Raw genomic sequence first — 19515 nt, 5'->3', positions numbered from 1 at the left:
GTGTGCAGAAAAATCCGTATATCAGCCTGCTGAATCTGATGGAGCAGGTCAGCCGCAGCAGCAACAGCCCGGACATTCAAATCGGGCAGATCCTGGCTTCGCCGCCAGATATCAAGGTCCGCTACAATGGCATCATTTTGACCAAAGAGGAGCTGTGGATTTCCCATTATCTCCTGGCAGGTTATGGCCGCACAGCTAAAGGGCATCTGGTATCGGCGACACAGAATCGTGCCGGCGGCAGCGGTGATGCGGCTTACCAGTCCCATAATCATGATATCGATAATGACTACACCGATTCCGTCATCTATACGGATACACTAAAGCCCGGTATGTACGTGGCCATCATGCCCATGCTCATCAACGACCGGATTCAGCAGTACATTATTTTGGATGAGATTGTGAGGATTGATGGCCATGGCTGATCCTTTTGTAGCAATGAACAGCATCCAGGCAGCGAACCGGAATGAGTCGCTGCCTCTTTTCGTAGAATACGGCTATGACTTTGATAAGCAGTGCTTCCGCTACGATGAAAAAGGCCAGAACCTGATGGTGACAGAAAATGAAGCCCTCAAGGTCTGGATTTATAAGGCAATCCTCACCGAGCGGTATCGCTACTTGGCCTATGATGACAGCTATGGCATTACCATCGAGCCGTATCAGGGGAGAGCGCCAAACAGCCAGTATACGGCAGACAGGATTTGCCAGAATATCCGTGAGGGATTGATGGTGAATCCGTACATTGCTCGCATTAACCATATCGAGGTGAAGAAGCGGGAACGGGATGATTTGGCCATTACGGTTGACGTCACTTCCATTTACAGTGACGAATCATTGACCGTGACGGCAGGAAGGAGCGAGGCATGAGCAATTTATTTGATGCACAGACCAAAGATGAGATTGAGAGCCGCATGGCCCAGACCCTGCACACCATTACGGAAAAAGAGCAAAGTACCATGGAAGGCACCTTTGCCCGCGACCTGATCGACGCCAATGCTGTGGAATTTGAGAGCAGCTATGCCGAGATGGCCATGTTGCGCGACGCGGCCTTTGCCGAAACGTCCTGGGGCGACTACCTGACGCTGCGGGCAGCGGAATTTGGCGTCGATCGCAAGAAAGCCGTCAAGGCCAAAGGAGAAGTTACGGTGACGGGGATGGCAGGAGCCTACATCATTCGCAGCAGTCTCTTCCAGACAAAAGACGGCCAGCGATTTTATACCCTGGAGTCGGCCACCATTCCTGCCGATGCCGCTGAGGTTACGATTCCCGTGGAAGCTGCCGATGCCGGGGCGAGTGGCAATGTGGCCGAAGGAACGATTACAGAAATCCCCTATTCCATCCCGAATATCTCGGCAGTCGTTAACCATAAGAAATGCACCGATGGGGCGGATGAAGAAACGGATGACGCACTCCTTGCCCGGCTCCTGTTCCGGGTGCGCCAGCCTATCACCTCGGGCAATGCCAATCATTATCGTGACTGGGCCATGTCTGTCGATGGCGTCGGGAACTGCAAAGTCATCCCGCTCTGGCAGGGCAATGGCACGGTGAAGGTCATCATCGTCACGGCAGAGAACGAATCAGCATCGGCGGAACTTATACAGGAAGTCTACGACTACATCGAAAGCCAGCGGCCTATTGGAGCGACTGTGACCGTCGTTTCACCGGCACCTTTAACCATTGATTTAACGGCAGATGTCTATGGCACAGCCAGCCCCGATGCCGTAAAGGCAGCCATGACAGCCTATCTCAAGCAGACGGGCTTCACGCTTTCTTATGTCAGCCTGGCCCAGATGGGGAAACTCCTCCTTTCCATCAGCGGCATTACGGATTATAAGGATTTGAAGCTTAATGGAAAAGCGGCCAACGTGGAACTGACGAACGAGCAGATCCCCGTGGCAGGGAAGGTGGTGCTGAACCTTGTCAGCCAATGACTGGATGCGGCAGAGCCGGATGGATATCCTGAAGTATTTGCCGCATTTCTTATCCAAAGACCCGATGTTCCACTGCGCGGCAGAAACCTGCAATGAGGAGCATGACCGTCTGCGCCTGGCTCTGCAGAACCTGGCGGACAACTTCTTCGTGAACACCGCCACCTGGGCGCTGCCGCTTTATGAATCGTTCCTGGGCATCAAGCCCGGTGATGGAGATAGTGACGAGTTCCGCAGGCAGCGGATCCTCTTCAAGCTGCAGCACGTGGATGTATCCACGAAGGATTTCATGAACTCTATCATCAATCTCTACAGTGCCGGCCATATCGAGGAAGTCAATGAGGAGTATTACTTCAAGGTGTACTGCATCATGAACGACAAAGATACCACGACCTTGCAGAAGCTCATCACGCAGCTCAACATCTACAAGCCGGCCCATCTGGGATACGCCATCTATCTGGGTTATTCCTGGAATGGCAGGATTCACTGGAACGGGGAAGCTACCTTCTCGACGGCGACCATCGTATCCAAGAAAGGAGTGATGACAAATGGATGATTACAGCAAAGAGAAATGGTCGGCTGATTTTCCGGACCGTGCAGGGCAGGAAGTCCGGCCCACAGAAGCTGTGGAGAATACGCTGGATTATGATGTGCTTTTCCCACAGTATCTTTCGGAAGACCCGGTCGTCTTCAATCAGCAGAACAAGACCGTGTCCCAGCTGGTCAGCAATGATGCCCGGCTCTATGAGCGGATTTCCGCTACGGCAGCTGACATCAATGCCCATCTGACCGATGCCAATGCCCACGCAACTGGCATCAGCGGCAATGCGGCCAGTGCGTCGAAGCTGCAGACAGGACGCAAGATTCACCGAACCCTCTTTGACGGCACGAAGGATATCACACTGCCAGATTTCAGCGGCTGTGGCGAAAAGACAGCAGGCCAGAGCGGCATGGTCCCGTCACCTTCAGCAGGGAAACTGAATACCGTCCTGCACAGCAACGGCAGCTGGGGCAAGGTCACCTATGCCGATATGGACGAGGAAGCCGTGGCCAAAATCCAGGCATGCCCGTTTCCCGTCAATGCCATCTATATTTCCGCAGATGGGAAGAATCCCGCCACGTACTGGCCGGGTACGACCTGGGTGGCTTTCGCCATGGGGCGGTGCCTGATTGGGGCCGGGGCAGCAGACAGCGGCACCATGTATAAGGCCGGGGACAAGCTGGGCGAGGAGAAGCACACCAATACCCTGGCGGAAATCCCTATTCATGGCCATACGGGGAAAACCGGCGATGCCGGGAACCATAACCATGACCGGGGCAGTATGAATATCACCGGCGCTTTCTGGGGCCGTGATGTGCAGAGCGGATACAACGGCAATGGGGCGTTCTTCATCAGCGGCCGCGGGAACTGGAATGATGAAGGCGGCAGCTATCATGACAACTACCCGTCTGTCATGTCCTTTGAAGCGGCCAGGTCCTGGTCTGGCAGGACTTCTACGAACGGCAGTCATGCCCATGGTTTTACGACGGAGAATGCTGGTGGTGGCCAGCCGCACAACAACATGCAGCCATCTATCGTCGTGTACATGTTCCAGCGGACAGGCTAGGAGGTGAGGAATATGGCTGAATGGTTACAGATGGCCGCGTCCCTGGTATCGATCCTGATGCTCTGCGGCGTCATCTTCAATTTCAGCGTCATCAAGCCGCTCAATGAATCGGTACGGGGTCTTCGGGACTGCATCGTTGAACTGCGCCGGCAGCTGACGGATACGGAAGCGAAGCGGCAGAAGATGGCCGAACGGCTGTCCCGGGTCGAAGAATCGGCAGAGCATGCCCATCACCGCCTGGATGTGATGGAGCAGCGCCAACATGAACAGGGGTGAGGGCGATGAGCTTTTTTGTACTAAAGAACCGGATTCATTTAACAAGAGGTGATTCGGCAGAAATCGACCTGACCATCCGGGACCGGGTGACGGGCAGTGTCTTTATCTTAGGTGACGGTGACCGCCTGATCTTTACGCTGAAACGCTTCATCACGGATAAAGAACCTGTCCTCACGAAATCCCTGGGACAGGGCATCCGGCAGGAACAGGAACGATATGTACTCCATTTCCGGCCGGAGGATACACAGTCGCTGGCCTGCGGCCGTTACGTTTATGAGATGAAGCTCATGCGGAAGAACGGTTATACCGATACCTTCATCCCGGCCAGAGACTTTTTCCTGGAAAGGAGCGTGATGGGGCATGGCACATGAACGGAATACCCTGGTCGGCATCCTTTCCATGCCGCAGGCACCCTCTGCTGCCTTTCAGGAAAAATGTATCATTCCAGAAGCTCAGGAACAGGTCATCATGGCAGACGGCGGGTATACCGCCCTTTCCAAAGTGACGGTGGCTGCCATTCCGTCGAATTATGGCAGAATCAGTTTCAACGGCTATGAGTTAAAAGTCGAGTAAAGGAGCAATCAACATGGCGAAGAACGTAAAAATCAATTCCGTTATCTATGCAGAAGTGCCGCAGGTTTCGATTCCTCTGGCAGAAGGGGAAGGTACCGCTGTCTTTTATGATACGTCTGGTGCTACTGCCTCTTCCGGCGATATTCTGAACGGCAAGTCGGCCTTCCTTGGAAATGGGGTTGTTACCGGGACAATGAGCAATAACGGTGCTGTCAGCGGCAGCATTGCAAAAGCCGATGGTGCGTACACCATTCCGGACGGCTTCCATAATGGCAGCGGCTCCGTGCGTATCAGCAAGGAGGAACAGGCCAAACTCGTCAGCGGCAACATCAAGTCCGGGGTGACTGTCCTTGGCATTAGCGGCAAGTCCAGTGTTGTCGATACCAGTGATGCCACTGCTGCTGCGGGGACGATTGTCAGCGGTAAGACGGCCTACGTCAACGGCACCAAGGTGACGGGCAGCCTGACGACCGTTTCCGTTTCCCAGGACAGCCTGACGAAAGTCCTGACGGTCGTGTAGGGAGGAGAAAATATGAAAGTAGATGTGAAGATTGCCGGTGCCAGTTACAGTGAAGTGCCGGCAGTCCTGATTCCTTTAAAAAGTGGCGGTAAGGCACGTTTCTGCGAAGTATCTGATACGACAGCAAAAGCGGCTGATGTAGCCAAAGGCAAGACTTTCTATGACGCAGATGGCAATTATACAGCAGGGACGAATACGGGAAGCGGCGGCACCAGCACTGTTACTGCCACACCCTATAAGGTGACCATCCAGCAAGTACCGCATCAGACCATCTCTGCTTCTTTTACACCGAAAGTAGCGGAAACGATAAATACCCTGGCAAGGTCTGGAAATGAAACACTGAATCTGGAATCTGAAGCTACGCTTAGCATTTCGTATGCTTTCAAGACGAAGATAACTCCCGACGCGGGGTGGGTTGGCGGCAAGGCGATTGTGTCAGGAAAGATGGAAGATGGCCTTATTTGCGGCGACGTTACCATTACGGCTTCTGAGGCAGTTCAAATCCCGACCGATGTCACGGTTCCGGAAGGGTATACCACCGTTTACTTAGGGCAAAACAAGCTCTATCAGGATCCGGGCCTGACGGTAGAGCTGGCTTCAAAAAGCCAGATCGAAGCCAACAGCAAAATTTACGTCATGGATGTTACCCGCAATTCGTATACACTTCTTAACCTGTTCTGCCCATCAAAAGGTAATAATGTAGGGACAGGTTTTGATGAAAAATATGTCGATTTGAGTGGTATCTCTAAAAGCCTCATCACAAGCCTGGGTTCGCTGTTCCTGGGCAACAGCAATCTGGAATCAGCGGATATGAGCGGTTTTGGGGACATTGATGCCATCTACAGTCTGTTTGCATACTGCACGAATCTCAAATGCGTCTACTTCGATACGTTAAGAAATGTCGGCAGTACGACCATCAATACGTACCATACCTTTTCTACTTGTACCGCATTGGAATATCTCATCCTGGATAATGAGAACGTTGATTTTGTTGTCGAGAGTGGAACAAATTATGAGCGTGGTATTCCGTCGCAGACGAAAGTCTTGGTTCCCAGGGTTGCACTGGAAGCCTATAAGGCAGACAGTCACTGGAGCTCTGTGGCCGACCGCATCCTGGCAATGGAAGACTTCGACATCGTCCGTAATGACGGCACTGTAAGTGTTACCCCGAAGGGAGCGTGAGCGTTTGTCCATCGATAAAATCAATATCCCCGATTGCTTGGTCATCATCGGGCTGGTCACAGCCCTGATCATGGCCATTTTTTATAACCTCAATGAGCTGGCCATGTCCATCGCATCCGGCTTGCTCGGCTATATCGGCGGTACGGTCAAGTCCGCTGTCCATCAGAAAGGAGAAGAAAAATAATGAAAGTATTCCTGAATCCCGGCCATGCGCCGAACGGAAATCCTGACCCCGGGGCCGTAAATGAAGAAACGGGGCTGCGTGAGTGTGATGTCGCCCTGGCGGTCGCTAAGTCCGCCGAAAGCTACCTGAACGCCGCGGGTGTCGCAACAGAGCTGCTCCAGTCCGACAGCCTGTACGATATTTGCGAAGCGGTGAATAACAGTGATGCCAACATCTTCGTTTCCATCCACTGTAACGCCGCAGAAGCGGAAGCGGCAAATGGCACTGAGACTTGGGCCTGCGCTGGCAGTTATCGCGGCAGCATGCTGGCCAACTGCATTCAGAGTCAGCTCGTTAATGCCCTGGACACGACGGACCGTGGTGTGAAGATTGCTACTCCTGGCGTCAACGGACTCTATGTCCTGACCAATACAGCGATGCCAGCTGTCCTCGTCGAACTGGCTTTTATCACCAATCCTGGTGATGAAGAAATCTTGGCAAACGCCCAGGACGCCATGGCCAGAGCCGTAGCTCGTGGCATTACTGATTATGAACAAACCCTTGAAGGAGGCAATTAATATGAACCGTGATGAAATCGAGAAAGCCGTAGCTGAAACCGTTGTATCCTTTGCCAGGGAAGAAGCGGAAGCCGCCATCAAAGCCATCGACCTTGATGACCTGCAACAGCTCGTCGAAGCGCAGATGAAGAACCTCACCGACCCATTGGAAACCGAAATCCAGACCACCACCAGCTGGTGGATAAAAATTCGCAACCGTCTCTACATCGTTTTGCTGCAACAGGCTGTCAAGGCTATTGTAGCAGATATCAAACAGAAGATTGCATGAGAAAAGCCGGTATAGAACAATGAATATATGTTCTATACCGGCTTTTTTAGTTTGCTATTATAAAAGAAATATGGTACAATTTAGATGTTTTTACCATGATTAAAACCATATGGAAAGTGTGGGGTAAATGGAAAAAAAGAATGTTGGAGGACGTCCTCGAGGAAGAAAGAAAATTTCTAAAATAGAAGTAGTCATTGAACCTGAAGTAAAAGCAACGTTCATGTCCATTCTAAACCGAGAAGGGAAAAAAGCTTCAATCGAAATTGGAAACTGGATTAGAAAATACATAGATGAACATAGCAAAACGAAATAGTTAGTTAACCTATTGGATTCGTTAATTTGTCAAGAAAGGGACTGTAAGATAAAAATGAAAAATTCTTTACCGAAAGTAAAGGCTTTAAGCTTATTTGCCGGCATTGGCGGTTTTGAAGTTGGAATGGCCTCTTGTGGGTTTGACTTTTTAAAAACATTGGAATGGGACGCTAAATGCTGTCAAACTTTACAGGCGAATAAAGCTATTCTTGGAATAGAAGAAGATGAAGTTTTGCCGATTGATATAACAAAGATGGACCCACAAGATTTTTATCAAGGAGATGTTGATTATATTGTCGGAGGACCACCTTGTCAAAGCTTTTCAGCAGCTGGCCGTAGAGCAGGAGGCGTTAAAGGGACAAAAGATGCACGAGGTGAGCTGTTCAATTATTATTGCAAATATGTTGACTATTTTAAACCTAAAGCGTTTGTTTTTGAAAATGTTAGGGGAATTTTGTCCGCTAACAAAGGAGAAGATTTTAAACTCATACTAAGTTCTTTTAAGGCTGTAGGGTACAATTTATTTTGGAGGGTATTAAATGCAGCAGATTTTGGTGTCCCTCAGTTAAGAGAACGTGTTTTCCTTGTAGGTATTAGAAACGACTTAAACATCAATTTCAAATTCCCATTACCAACATTTGGCCCAGATTCTCCCGATAAAAAGAAATATCGGACTGTGGGTGAAGTGATAGCTCCGTTACAAGATGACAATGAAGTTGTTCCTCCTTATGGTGGGAAGTATGGTCATTTATTACCGGATATTCCACCTGGAGAAAATTATAGTTTTTATACTGAAGAAATGGGACATCCGCATCCGTTATTCGCTTGGCGTTCTAAATTCTCTAACTTTCTGTATAAAATGGATCCAGATGACGTTTGCAAAACTATTATTGCATATCAAGGGCGATATGATGGCCCATTCCATTGGAAAAATAGAAAATGTACGCCTGATGAACTGAAGTTAATGCAAGGATTTCCTATGGATTTTAAAATTCCACAAAGTTATACGGAATCAGTCAAACAAATAGGAAATTCTGTTTGCCCACCAATTGCACATCAGATTGGCATGGCATTGCGGTATGAAATAGAGAAAATAGAGGAATGTAAAGTTCCACTGATTGAAGATGGTCAAAAATTATCATTTGACAAAAGAAAAGGCCTCAAAGCTAGAAAAACGCGAAAAAAGATTACTCACCACTATAGTGATTTAGTCCAGGGAAATCTCTTTGATACAGAAGCAAAATCTGAAGAAGTGAAATATCAAGACTTTACGAAACAACGAATTACCGCAGATGGTAAAATCAACTGGCGCTTCTATAAGGGGAATTTAACTATCACAATAAAAGAAAATAAAAAAGATAAACCTTTAAATGAAGCAAAGTTTCTCATTGACTTTTTTGGCAACGTTACTTCCCTCATAAAGAAAATTACAGTAAAAGCATATAGCAGTTCTGATGATTTTTCTATTTTAAAGTGTATGTGGGATGAAGTGCATCTAGCAGTTAAAGATATCACCTCGTTTGATTCTTTGATGCCTCTGTATGGGCATTTTACTGAACCGTATCCGAAGTTCAAACTGAAAATTACCCACGAATTGAATACACCAATCTTTCAATTCCAAGACTTGGCCATAAGCGATGACTTGGGTAAAAATTTGCCCTATGACAAATTATCAATGTTCAATCAGGACGCCGAACTTACGATAAAAAATTTGAGAGAGTATGGGTACGATGTTAGATCACATAATACTAATGTTACCATTCCAGAAGGCTTTTTTAAGATATGTTACCCTTTTACAATCCCAGATAATTTCAAACAAAATATAACATGGCATGAGTAAAAGTTTTTGGTTAGCTCATTGTTTTTGTTGAGCTAACCATTTTTTTATAGTTTCAGGTTTAATTGCAGGGGCAATAGCAATATATTTACTAGTTAAATTTGCAATAGTAGCATCTGTTGATAAGGATAAAGCCATTTTGTACAATCCATGTACAGAAATAAAATCGATTTTGGATGCGTAAATATTATCTACCATTTTTTCAGACGATACGATGTCATTTAAAATCGGTGTTGTTAAAGCGGACCTCTTTTCCAACACAAATAAGAATAACTGGAGGCTAGGAAAATTTTTAATTATGGAGCATGCTCGTGTAATATTGTTCCAGTCAATTTCCTGTGTTTTGTCTTTTACTTCAATTGCCACAACTGGTACATTATTATAGAGAACGCATAAATCACCAGGCTTTTTGGCGCGAGCATCTGCTGCTGTTTTGGCATCGGAAACCCCATCCAATGAAAAACCCTTTTGAGAATAAATAATGCTTAAGCAAGCAGCTGCTACACATTTTGTTAATTCCGGATCATGTATATCCGAAAGAAAATGCAAAGCACTCGTAGTATACTGTGCAGAGGACTCAAGAGCTTTTAAACTTCTAACCCGTTCATTTTGGATGCCTTTGGCAATTAATATGAAGTATCGGCAAAATTCAAGACATTGAGGCTGACTCAATTCATTGATTTGATTTAAAATTATAGCAAATAACTTTAAATCAAATACTGTTCGTTGAGCCTTATCGAAGTCTACATTCATTCGCTTAAAAGACCTCATCTTTTCAATGGCCCTACTTCCTTGCATACCTGAATTTGCTGAACAAAAACCCTGACATAAGTCGTATTTTGCTAACAATGGGACGACAATACCTTCATCTTCGCTTCGAATGCTATAACTTCCTGGAATTGGGTTGCTTTGTTCATCTCTAGCCCAAATTTTACAGCAATCTTCTTTAGGATTATTGTATTTATGCCAAGCAGCCGTTAAAAATAAACTGACAGGAGAAGTCCATCCATATTTACCCCATTCCCATTTATTTATATTGTTTAATAATTTAGTTGGAATGATATTTTTATTGCATTTATCTGTAGTAGCTATTAATTTATCAAGTTGTTCACGATTGTCCATATGTGGCCTCCGATTATTTGAATAGATGAAACTCTTTTTTCGTATAGCCCATATCCAAAGCCCGGTAAAGAAACCGGGCGGCAATAGAGGAGTAGGGTTTCCACTTTTTACTTTTCTTTTCTATAGATGCTTTCGACACATCTTCTGTTTTGTAAAGCCATTTGTAGCTTTGTAAAAAAGCAACGTCTTCGAATGGCAAGATGTCCTGTCTGTCCAGAACGAAAATCAAATACATTTTTGCAGTCCAAGTACCAATGCCATGAAGGCTGACTAATTCTTTGAGCGCAGCTTCATCTGTCATATCAGGAAACTTCGTAAAATCGAGTTCTCCTGTCAAGACAGCTGAAGCTGCGCCTTTTATGTAGTTAGCCTTGGCAGTAGAAGTACCAATTGCCTTGATTTCCTCAACGGAGAGCTTTGAGATAGCCTCCGGGGTTATCTGACCATCACACAATTCTTCAAATCGCCCGTAAATTTTGGCTCCAGCTTTTACCGACAGCATCTGTTCGATGATTTCATGGATCAGAAAAGGAAAGGGATTATCAGTGTGTGGTTCATAGGTAATCGGACCCACCATGCTGATGACTTTTGCAAGCCGTTTATCTTTTTTGCATAAATATTGGACAGAAGGACTGTCTTGATTCAAGGTGACGATAGCGGCCATAGGAACTCCTTGTACACACCGTCTGTAAATTTTCTAAGCCGCGGTGTGTTTATATCGAATTTCCTTAATTATAACACACTGCAACGAAGGCTACTATAGGTACAGCATAGCCGTACTTATTATTTAGTACATGTAATGAAAAATCGGATGCTCACACGGGCATCCGCAATTTTTTGCTTTTGAAGTACTTAACGATAGCCGTTCTGTCCTATTACTCCTGAAAGCTAAATTTTCAGGAGGTGTCCTTAATGACGGATGAACAGAAGCAAAAGATTATCGCCCTGCGCCGGGATGGGGCAGGGTACGGGCAGATTGCGGCAGCAGTTGGTATTTCCATCAATACGGTGAAATCGTTCTGTAGGCGGCACAGCTTGGTTACGAAAAAGGCGGCATCGGTCTGTGAACAGTGCGGCAGGCCGATTGAACAGAATCCTGGACGAAAGCGGAAACGGTTCTGCTCGGATTCCTGCCGGAACAAGTGGTGGAATACCCATCTGGAGCTGGTGAAGCGGATGGCAGTCTATACTTTCACCTGCCCGAACTGCGGCAAAAAGTTCAGTGTCTACGGCAACAGCCATCGGAAGTTCTGCTCCCATGCCTGTTATATCGAATACCGATTTGGGGGGTGGTCACCACGGATAAAAGGACGTTTCATAATGAAGCAACCTTCCAGGTGACGATGCATCTGGCAAGGAAGATGCTGGCGGAGAAACTCATCACCGAGAAGGAGTACTGGGCTTTCGAGCAGGAGATGCTCAACAAATATCAGCCGTTTTCAGGCGACTTATATACTTGCTAATTGTATCAAACAGAGTGATATATAGTGTCGAAAGGAGCTGATTTTATGCGGACTATCCGTAAAATCGAACAAAGCATACCAATAATCAAGAAGCGCAAGAAAGTCGCAGCCTATGCCCGTGTCTCCATGGAATCGGAGCGGATGCAGCATTCCCTTTCGGCGCAGGTCAGCTATTATAGCAACCTGATTCAGAAGAACCCGGACTGGGAATATGCCGGCGTCTATGCGGACTACGGCATCTCTGGGACGGGTATCAAGAAGCGGCAGGATTTCCAGCGCATGCTGGAGGATGCGGAAGCGGGCAAAATCGACATCATCCTCACCAAATCCATCCAGCGGTTTGCCCGGAATACGGTCGACCTTCTCCAGACAGTACGACGCCTGAAAGAGCAGGGCGTCGAGGTCTGGTTCGAGAAAGAAAATATCCATACCATGAGCGGGGATGGAGAACTGATGATGACCATCCTCGCATCCTTTGCCCAGGAAGAAAGCCGTTCCATCAGCGAAAATGTCAGATGGAGAGTAAAGAAACGATTCGAGAAGGGCATCCCCAATGGACATTTCCGGATTTATGGTTATCGCTGGAAGGGTGACCAGTTAGTTATCATCCCTTCGGAAGCAGCTATTGTCAAACGCATCTTCCAGAATTTCCTTGATGGAAAGTCCAGGCTGGAGACAGAGCGGGAATTTGCTGCGGAGGGAATCAAGACGCGGAACGGCTGCCAATGGCTGGATTCGAATATTAAAAAGATTCTTACCAACATTACCTACACAGGAAACTTGCTGTTACAAAAGGAGTACATTACAGACCCCATCACCAAGCATCGGAAGAAGAATCGTGGGGAGCTGATGATGTATTACGTCGAAAATACCCATGAAGCCATTATCGATAAAGCAACGTTCGACTACGTGCAGCAGGAAATAGCACGGCGGCGTGAGCTGGGTCCATTGGCCAATAAAGCGTTGAATACCTCCTGCTTCACGGGGAAAATCAAGTGCGGTATCTGCGGCAAAAGTTTCGTCCACAGTATTCGTCATGACAGAAGCAGGGCAGAAGTATGGGTGTGCCAGTCACATAAGGTGCGGAACTGCAAGTGCAGTATGAAAGGCGCTATTCCTGCCAAAGTGCTGCATGAAGAATGTGCTGCGGTCCTCGGCCTAAAAGAATTCGATGAACAAGTGTTTCTGGACAGGGTAGAAAAAATTCTGGTACCGGAACACCATACAATGATTTTCTATTTGAAAGATGGCCGGACAGTCACCCGGCACTGGGTATCGACGGCAAAGAAAGACTGCTGGACCGATGAGTACAAGGACCGTCAGCGGGATTGGATGAGAAACTATATGGCCAATGGAAAAGGTACCCGGTTCTCGCCTTTTACGACCCGGGTGCGCTGTGCCGTATGCGGCCACGCCTTCCGGCGATGCAAGCAAAGAAAGAAACACGGCATCACCGTACACTGGCGCTGTGGCCAGGGTGGCAAGTGCAGTTCTCTCAGCGTCCGCGAGGAAGACCTGATGAAGATTGCCGCTGATGCCATGGGGCTGGAAGCTTTTGATGGCGACCGTTTCCGGAAAGAAATCGACTTTATGGAAGCCGGGGCAAAAGACAGGATTACCATCCATTTCAAGGATGGCAGGATACAGATTGCGCCATGGATGAAACCGAAGAAGCAGGGAACCCGCCATACGGAAGCTTATAAGAAATACATGAGCCAGCTGGGGAAGAAACGATGGACTCCAGAGAGGAAGCAACGGATGAGTGAACAGATGAAAGCCCTACGAAAGGAGCGTGGTGGAAATTGGCAAAAACAGTAAGAGCGATACCAGCAACCATCAGCCGCTTCACAGCAGCTCCCATCAACAGCCGGAAGAAGCGGAAAGTGGCTGGCTATGCCCGTGTTTCCACGGATCATGATGACCAGATCAGCAGCTATGAAGCGCAGGTCGATTATTATACGAACTATATTAGGGGACGGGATGATTGGGAATTCGTCGGCATCTATACGGACGAAGGCATCTCGGCCACCAATACCCGTCACCGGGATGGATTCAAGCGGATGGTCAGAGATGCCATGGATGGGAAGATTGACCTCATCGTTACGAAATCGGTCAGCCGCTTCGCCAGAAACACCGTCGACAGCCTGACCACAGTGCGGAAGCTCAAGGACAAAGGCATCGAGATTTATTTCGAGAAGGAGAACATCTGGACGCTCGATGCCAAGGGCGAACTCCTTATCACCATCATGAGCAGCCTGGCACAGGAAGAAAGCCGGAGCATCTCGGAAAACGTCACCTGGGGTCATCGGAAGCGGTTCGCTGATGGCAAGGTGAGTGTTCCCTACAGGCATTTTCTGGGCTATGACAAAGGGCCGGATGGCAATCTGGTAGTCAATAAGGAACAGGCCAAAACGGTGAAGCTGATATATCGTCTTTTTCTGGACGGCTATACGTTCCACTCTATCGCAGGCGAGCTGACCTCTCAAGGGCTGAAGACACCGGCTGGCAAGAGCAAATGGTACCCCAAAACGGTGGAGAGCATCCTGACCAATGAGAAATATAAGGGCGATGCCTTGCTGCAGAAGCGGTTCACCGTCAATTTCCTGACGAAGGAAACCAAGGATAATGAGGGCGAAGTGCCGCAGTACTATGTGGAACACAACCACGAAGCCATCATCAGCCCTCAGGTATTCGACTGGGTGCAGGAAGAAATCAAGCGACGCCGGGAAGGGAAGAAACGCTATAGCGGGGTATCCATCTTTTCCAGCAAAATCAAATGTGGAGACTGCGGCGGCTGGTACGGCGCTAAGGTCTGGCATTCGAAAGATAAGTACCGCAGGACCATCTACCGCTGCAACGATAAATTCAGGAACCATTGTAAGACGCCACATCTGACGGAGAACGAAATCAAAGATGCCTTCGTCCAAGCCGTTAACCAGCTTATTGGCAACAAGGAAGAAATCCTCAGCAATATCGTCGTGTTGAAGCAACGGCTCACGGATACCGGTTCTCTGGAAAAAGAACGTGATGCGTTGGAATTGGACCTGAATATGCTGGCTGACCAGGTGCAGCAGCTCATTGCCGAGAACGCCCGGGTGGCGCAGAACCAGGAAGAATATAGCAGGAAGTACAATGAGCTGGTCAGCCGTTATGAAGAAACGAAGAAGAAGTATGATCAGGCTTGTGCTGCCATGAAACGGCGCATCGCCAGTAGCCGGCAGCTGGAGAGCTTCATCAAAGACCTTCAGGAGCAGGAACTCATCAAGACTTTTGACGAAAGGCTATGGTGCAGTCTGGTAGACTTCATCACCGTTTACAGCAAAGAAGACATTCGGGTAACCTTCAAAGACGGGACAGAAATCAAAGCATAAAGGAACTATCGGTCATAATCAGTAGATTTAACTTGATTATGGCCGATTTTTCGTGTTATTTTCTAGCCTATGATATAATAATTGGAAGAACAGCCGATAAATGGAGGACGCGGAAAATGGACTTATACGAAGAAGCAGTGGCAAAAAAATACATGACGTTGGTAGAGGCATTGAAATGTTTACCAGGGGTTATGCCCAACAAATCAAAAAAATTAATTGACGATGCCTTGGAAATAAGCTATGTACCTGGTTCTATGGAGATATCAGATTTCGGTTATCGTGTTGGTGAAACGAAATTATCACAAGAGGAATACGAATCTATTCATATAGAGGTGCTGTCTTTTTACGGAACTACGATAAGAATAAGCCCCCAAGGAGCTAAAGTCCTTATGAAACTGTATCGAAACGGAGATTTAGTCATGCATAAGGGAAAAAGTATAGCTGAATCAACAACGTTGCAGGCGTACATTGATAAAGAAAGTGCCTTTAAAAAAGAAGCTGACAGAATTAGACGGGAAGATGAACGAAAAAAATATCTTATTGAAAATCCTGATAAAATCAAAGAAGACGATTTTTCATATTCTTTGTTAGACAGTGTGTTTTATCGTAAATTCGGTGCATTTCGTGGATGTAAAACGATGATTCTGGATGGTATTGAAGTTAAAAAGTCTGTCTCTGTTTATCAGAGTAATTCGGGGAAAACACATGATTCAGAAGTAACATTTAGCTGGATTGACTCGAAAGGAGAACGTCAAAGATTATGTAAACCTAGCCTTTATAGTGAGAATAGAAGAAACGATGCTAACCGGAATTGGGGCCTACCGGAATAGCTTAAAAAGGTCATTAAACATAGGCAGGAAAAATTCTGTTGTAACAGCCTAGTCAAAGAATGTCTAATGATGAACTGAATGATATCTGTCTGGTAGCATAGCGATTTTGCAAAGAATAGGAATAATTAAAAGCCGTGAACTTATGAGTAAATATTATCATGAGTTCACGTTTTTTTATGTGCCGATTTAAATAATATTTTCTTTGCACACGGGGGTGTTCAAAATCCCCGCTATCGTTCCATTGTATCAATTACATGACCTGTTGAGACCCTGCGTACGGAACAGGACCTGTCCATGAAGACCTTGATTGGAGGAATTCTCTTCATCATTGCTGCCCTGTGGGCCCTTCCCATGATTCCGCTCAATGCTTTTGGGGCCCTGCTTGTTGCTATTTTTGGCTTTTTCTTTGCGACCGTCTCTTCCCGCATGGTCGGACTGATCGGATCATCCAACAATCCTGTTTCCGGAATGGCCATTGCTACCCTCCTGGTTTCCACCTTACTGCTCAAGAATACGGGCAATGACGGAGCCATGGGAATGGTCACGGCCATTTCCATCGGCGGCATCATCTGTGTCGTGGCTGCCATTGCCGGGGATATTTCCCAGGACCTTAAAACGGGGTTCCTTGTGGGTGCAACGCCTAAGAAGCAGCAGATTGGGGAAATCCTTGGGGTCATTTGTTCAGCCATTGCCATTGGCAGCATCATGTATCTGTTGAATTCTGCCTGGGGCTATGGTTCTGCTGAGCTGCCCGCCCCGCAGGCCATGCTCATGAAAATGGTGGTTGAAGGGGTCATGCTGGGGAACCTGCCTTGGAATCTCGTCCTTATCGGTGTATTCCTTTCCCTTGCCATGTGGATCCTTGGTATCCCTGTTCTGGCAGTGGCCATTGGAGTTTATCTTCCCATCCATCTGTCGGCTCCCATTATGGTGGGCGGGCTGCTGCGTCGGTATGTGGAATCCCGTAACTTTGCTGATGCCGCGGAAAGAACAAATTGTGTTCAGTCCGGCGTACTCTATAGTTCCGGTCTGATTGCCGGGGAAGGGCTTGTCGGTATTTTACTTGCCATCCTTGCCGTCATGGATTTGGACCTTGATATGTCCAAAACCATCAATCTGGGGAATGTGGGCGGCCTTGTCGTGTTTGCCCTGCTTGTAGCGACCATCTACGCGGCTTGCCAGAAGGGCCGGAAATCCCGTTCCTAACCCCATTTATATGGTGCCAGACTGCAGATAACGGAGATCCAGCCTTTGATTTTGGAGAAAGCATATGGAAAAGGAAAAAGAAAACTACTTGGACCGGATCCCTTGCCATGCCAGCGGGTATCGATGGACCCGGGATGAAATGGGCCTTGTTACGATTCATGTGGTGCATCGTGGTTTTTTTGCCCGCTTGGCACAGGATTTTTTCAACCGGCCTTCTGTCAGCCATATTGACCTTGATGCCTTTGGCAGTGCCCTTTGGCTAAGCATGGATGAAAAAAAGAATGTGGGGGACCTTGCCCAGATGATGGAAAGCCGCTTTGGGAAGCAGGTCCACCCCCTTTATGAACGCTTGATTGTTTTTTTGCAGATGCTGGTCCAGCAGCAATTTATTACCTGGAAAAAATGATTGGCTCTTGCTTTGCCTGCGCCCTAGGTCTAGGAAAAGACCTAGGGCGCTCTTTACAAGGCGGCTTTCTGCACTCAAATGGGAAATCTTGTTGTTTCGGAAAGGGATGCGGGCTTTTCTTCGTTTCCTTCCATCAGGCAGGAAAGCTGTTTTTGGATAGAAGCTAGGCATAGCGCTTTCCTGTTGCAGCCGTTATATGAAATGACTCCATGGCGTCTTAAAAACAGCCCTTCTATCTTCTGCCGGATAGGGGACTGGGACGACAGGGGGTCTTTCTTTTGTTATCGGCACACAGCGCCTGACTGCGATGGAAAAACATCAGGTAGATTCTGAATTGTAAATGATTTGACATTCCGCCCTTATATGACTATGATAGAAAACGCTCTTGAATTAATCATAATTTAAGGTAAAGTCTATTCAAAATAGGCGAAAAGAAGAAATGTAAAGGAGAATGAGGGTTTATGTCAAATGAGAATGTCAAGTCATTTCGCCCCTTTGGGCTCACCTGGCCCCTTTGTTTAGGGTTTATTGTCATCATTTTTGCTGGGGTATGGACTGGAGCCTTGACAACTGACCTTGCCGGCGGTTTTGCCTTGACGCTTGCCATGGGTATCGTCTTTAATGAAATCGGGGAACGGATCCCCTTCTGGAATTCTTACGTAGGAGGCGGGCTTGTCCTGTCTTTTCTGGCATCGGCCTATTTATTTACCAATCATCTGATTCCGGAACAATATGCGAAATCCGTTTCCTACTTGATGAATGAATCGGATTTTCTGAGCTTTTTTATCGTCTTTTTGATCTGCGGTTCCATTTTGGGACTGGAAAAGAAACTGCTCATCAAATCTTTTGCCGGGTATCTTCCCGCCATCTTCGGCGGTCTTATCGGCGCCGCTTGTTTGGGCATTGTAGGAGGCTTTTTCTTTGGCATCTCTCCTTCCATGATTGTTCTTAACTACGTGCTTCCCATCATGGGCGGCGGCAATGGCGCAGGGGCTGTACCGCTTTCCCAGATCTATGAAAGCGTGACAGGCCATAAGGCTTCTGATTATTATGCCTTTGCCATTACGGTCCTCACCATTGCCAATATCTTTGCCATCCTTTCAGCGGCCGTATTGGATCAAATCGGCCGCAAACATCCTTCCTGGACGGGTGACGGGTCAACCTTGATTCGGAAGGGCCTTGATATCGAAGCGGAAAAAAATGATGCCGTACCTTCCATCAAGGAAATCGGCGGGGCTTTCTTTATGGCCATCAGCCTGTATGCAGCTGGCACCCTCCTTGGTAAATCCCTTTTGCCAACGGTCTTTGGGGTGGCCATCCATCCTTTTGCTTGGATGATTGTCGTTGTGACAATCCTGGCCATGCTTGGCTGGGTTCCCCAAGAGACCAAGGCCGCTGCAAAACGCCTGCAGTCTTTCATGAGCTCCTGCCTTGTCCTTACCATCATGGTCGGCGTTGGGGCGGATACGGACCTCAACCAATTGATGGCGACCATTACGCTGAGTAACGTCGTCATTTCTTTCCTTATCGTTGTTGGCGCCATTTTGGGTTCTGCCATCGTCGGGCAGTGGGTTGGTTTCTACCCGATTGATTCGGCCATCACGGCTGGCCTTTGCATGGCAAACCGCGGCGGATCAGGAGACCTTGCCGTATTGGGGGCCTCCCACCGGATGGGACTGATTGCTTATTCCCAGCTTTCTTCCCGTCTTGGCGGCGGGATTGTCCTCATCTTGGGATCCGTCCTGTTTGGTTCCATGATTGGAAAATAACTTGTTTTGCTGAGTCCTAGGCACCCGGCTTTTGCCGGGTGCCTTTTCATATTCCTAAGCGTAAAATGTTTCTCGGTAGGGAAAAATAGTCCTTGCAAAATAAAGGG

The 19515-nt window shown here is 47.6% G+C and carries 24 protein-coding genes and 1 pseudogene; 23 read left to right on the top strand and 2 right to left on the bottom strand.

All coding sequences use genetic code 11. The features are described from left to right. The first annotated feature begins 2 nt into the window (after positions 1-2). The 15 genes from QZQ08_RS01785 (at position 3) to QZQ08_RS01715 (ending at position 9244) form a co-directional block, all read left to right on the top strand. Complete coding sequence (locus QZQ08_RS01785) at positions 3-422, top strand: DUF2577 domain-containing protein (protein ID WP_075581374.1); 420 nt, start codon at positions 3-5, stop codon at positions 420-422. Further along, positions 415-864, top strand: a complete 450-nt coding sequence (locus QZQ08_RS01780) for a DUF2634 domain-containing protein (RefSeq protein ID WP_292018489.1) — start codon at positions 415-417, stop codon at positions 862-864. Before QZQ08_RS01785 ends, QZQ08_RS01780 begins: the two co-directional genes overlap by 8 nt. After that, positions 861-1928 carry a baseplate J/gp47 family protein gene (locus QZQ08_RS01775; RefSeq protein ID WP_296327023.1) on the top strand — a complete coding sequence of 356 codons (1068 nt, stop codon included), beginning with the start codon at positions 861-863 and terminating at the stop codon, positions 1926-1928. The genes QZQ08_RS01780 and QZQ08_RS01775 overlap by 4 nt, the downstream gene beginning before the upstream one ends. Further along, complete coding sequence (locus QZQ08_RS01770; RefSeq protein WP_296327022.1) at positions 1915-2481, top strand: putative phage tail protein; 567 nt, start codon at positions 1915-1917, stop codon at positions 2479-2481. Before QZQ08_RS01775 ends, QZQ08_RS01770 begins: the two co-directional genes overlap by 14 nt. Next, positions 2474-3532: a phage baseplate protein gene (locus tag QZQ08_RS01765; protein ID WP_296327021.1), complete on the top strand. Its 1059-nt coding sequence runs from the start codon at positions 2474-2476 to the stop codon at positions 3530-3532. The genes QZQ08_RS01770 and QZQ08_RS01765 overlap by 8 nt, the downstream gene beginning before the upstream one ends. 12 nt (positions 3533-3544) lie before the next feature. Beyond that, positions 3545-3808, top strand: coding sequence for a hypothetical protein (locus QZQ08_RS01760; protein ID WP_296327019.1), 264 nt, complete (start codon positions 3545-3547; stop codon positions 3806-3808). A gap of 5 nt (positions 3809-3813) precedes the next feature. Beyond that, a complete protein-coding gene (locus tag QZQ08_RS01755; protein WP_296327016.1) occupies positions 3814-4179 on the top strand; it encodes a hypothetical protein in 366 nt (121 codons plus the stop codon). After that, the gene (locus tag QZQ08_RS01750; protein WP_296327014.1) at positions 4169-4381 is read left to right on the top strand and encodes a hypothetical protein; all 213 of its coding nucleotides are present in this window, start codon (positions 4169-4171) and stop codon (positions 4379-4381) included. Before QZQ08_RS01755 ends, QZQ08_RS01750 begins: the two co-directional genes overlap by 11 nt. A gap of 13 nt (positions 4382-4394) precedes the next feature. Then, positions 4395-4901, top strand: a complete 507-nt coding sequence (locus QZQ08_RS01745) for a hypothetical protein (RefSeq protein ID WP_296327012.1) — start codon at positions 4395-4397, stop codon at positions 4899-4901. Between the two features lie 12 nt (positions 4902-4913). Then, positions 4914-6083, top strand: a complete 1170-nt coding sequence (locus QZQ08_RS01740; RefSeq protein ID WP_296327010.1) for a hypothetical protein — start codon at positions 4914-4916, stop codon at positions 6081-6083. Between the two features lie 4 nt (positions 6084-6087). Further along, positions 6088-6267: a hypothetical protein gene (locus QZQ08_RS01735; protein WP_296327008.1), complete on the top strand. Its 180-nt coding sequence runs from the start codon at positions 6088-6090 to the stop codon at positions 6265-6267. Beyond that, entirely contained in the window at positions 6267-6824 is a 558-nt protein-coding gene (locus QZQ08_RS01730) for an N-acetylmuramoyl-L-alanine amidase (RefSeq protein WP_296327006.1), read from the top strand. The genes QZQ08_RS01735 and QZQ08_RS01730 overlap by 1 nt, the downstream gene beginning before the upstream one ends. A gap of 1 nt (position 6825) precedes the next feature. Continuing rightward, positions 6826-7092 (top strand): hypothetical protein, encoded by a 267-nt coding sequence (locus tag QZQ08_RS01725; protein WP_296327005.1) that lies wholly within the window; start codon positions 6826-6828, stop codon positions 7090-7092. Positions 7093-7219: 127 nt separating this feature from the next. Further along, entirely contained in the window at positions 7220-7405 is a 186-nt protein-coding gene (locus QZQ08_RS01720; protein WP_296327003.1) for a hypothetical protein, read from the top strand. A gap of 54 nt (positions 7406-7459) precedes the next feature. Beyond that, positions 7460-9244 carry a DNA cytosine methyltransferase gene (locus tag QZQ08_RS01715; protein WP_296327001.1) on the top strand — a complete coding sequence of 595 codons (1785 nt, stop codon included), beginning with the start codon at positions 7460-7462 and terminating at the stop codon, positions 9242-9244. A 15-nt stretch (positions 9245-9259) separates the two neighbouring features. Here the strand turns inward: QZQ08_RS01715 and QZQ08_RS01710 are convergent, their stop codons facing one another. Continuing rightward, positions 9260-10363: a restriction endonuclease, SacI family gene (locus QZQ08_RS01710; RefSeq protein WP_296326999.1), complete on the bottom strand. Its 1104-nt coding sequence runs from the start codon at positions 10361-10363 to the stop codon at positions 9260-9262. Positions 10364-10376: 13 nt separating this feature from the next. Next, positions 10377-11027: a DNA-3-methyladenine glycosylase gene (locus QZQ08_RS01705; RefSeq protein WP_296326996.1), complete on the bottom strand. Its 651-nt coding sequence runs from the start codon at positions 11025-11027 to the stop codon at positions 10377-10379. 248 nt (positions 11028-11275) lie between these two features. Here QZQ08_RS01705 and QZQ08_RS01700 point away from each other — a divergent pair, with 248 nt between their 5' ends. The 8 genes and pseudogenes from QZQ08_RS01700 (at position 11276) to QZQ08_RS01665 (ending at position 19408) form a co-directional block, all read left to right on the top strand. After that, on the top strand, positions 11276-11704 hold the full coding sequence (locus QZQ08_RS01700; RefSeq protein ID WP_296326994.1) for an RNA polymerase subunit sigma-70: 429 nt from the start codon (positions 11276-11278) through the stop codon (positions 11702-11704). 2 nt (positions 11705-11706) lie between these two features. Then, positions 11707-11826: an SHOCT domain-containing protein gene (locus QZQ08_RS01695; RefSeq protein WP_307977376.1), complete on the top strand. Its 120-nt coding sequence runs from the start codon at positions 11707-11709 to the stop codon at positions 11824-11826. A gap of 45 nt (positions 11827-11871) precedes the next feature. Next, complete coding sequence (locus QZQ08_RS01690; protein ID WP_296326990.1) at positions 11872-13644, top strand: recombinase family protein; 1773 nt, start codon at positions 11872-11874, stop codon at positions 13642-13644. Beyond that, on the top strand, positions 13629-15197 hold the full coding sequence (locus QZQ08_RS01685; protein WP_296326987.1) for a recombinase family protein: 1569 nt from the start codon (positions 13629-13631) through the stop codon (positions 15195-15197). Before QZQ08_RS01690 ends, QZQ08_RS01685 begins: the two co-directional genes overlap by 16 nt. A gap of 116 nt (positions 15198-15313) precedes the next feature. Continuing rightward, positions 15314-16027: a hypothetical protein gene (locus QZQ08_RS01680; RefSeq protein ID WP_296326985.1), complete on the top strand. Its 714-nt coding sequence runs from the start codon at positions 15314-15316 to the stop codon at positions 16025-16027. Between the two features lie 267 nt (positions 16028-16294). Next, positions 16295-17233, top strand: a pseudogene (locus tag QZQ08_RS01675) (OPT/YSL family transporter); the annotation flags it as partial. 64 nt (positions 17234-17297) lie between these two features. Further along, complete coding sequence (locus tag QZQ08_RS01670) at positions 17298-17639, top strand: PqqD family protein (protein ID WP_296326983.1); 342 nt, start codon at positions 17298-17300, stop codon at positions 17637-17639. Between the two features lie 461 nt (positions 17640-18100). After that, the gene (locus QZQ08_RS01665; protein WP_296326981.1) at positions 18101-19408 is read left to right on the top strand and encodes a 2-hydroxycarboxylate transporter family protein; all 1308 of its coding nucleotides are present in this window, start codon (positions 18101-18103) and stop codon (positions 19406-19408) included. The last annotated feature ends 107 nt before the right edge of the window (positions 19409-19515 follow it).

The sequence above is a fragment of the uncultured Acidaminococcus sp. genome, from assembly GCA_900538365.1.
Lineage (GTDB): Bacteria > Bacillota > Negativicutes > Acidaminococcales > Acidaminococcaceae > Acidaminococcus.
The sequence above is the reverse complement of the archived record's forward strand: the minus strand, read 5'-3'. Positions and strand labels throughout refer to the sequence as shown.